This window comes from Sphingomonas sp. 10B4, from assembly GCF_035019905.1.
Classification (GTDB): domain Bacteria; phylum Pseudomonadota; class Alphaproteobacteria; order Sphingomonadales; family Sphingomonadaceae; genus Sphingomonas; species Sphingomonas glacialis.
On record NZ_JASJVC010000260.1, the window covers coordinates 1 to 290 of the forward strand.

The window sequence follows — 290 nt, forward strand, 5'->3', positions numbered from 1 at the left end:
CTTTAAGGCAATTTGCTGAACGAACCGTCAATTCCAAATCATCAACTGGGCGCAACAATACTGGATCAACAGCCGGCGCACGGGATGGCGCTTCAGCAGCAGCTTCGGTACCTTCCAGAGCTGCGAATACATTCAATTGATCAACCAAGACGCGTGCCGATTGACGGATCGCTTCTTCCGGTGTGATGACACCGTTGGTTTCGATATTGATGATGAGCTTGTCGAGATCGGTACGTTGTTCGACGCGCGCCGACTCAACCGAATACGATACGCGACGCACTGGCGAAAAC

1 pseudogene is annotated in these 290 nt (G+C 52.1%); it reads right to left on the reverse strand.

Going from position 1 to position 290, the window contains the following annotated elements:
* Positions 1-290, reverse strand: a pseudogene (locus QN347_RS19735) (DNA-directed RNA polymerase subunit alpha); the annotation flags it as partial.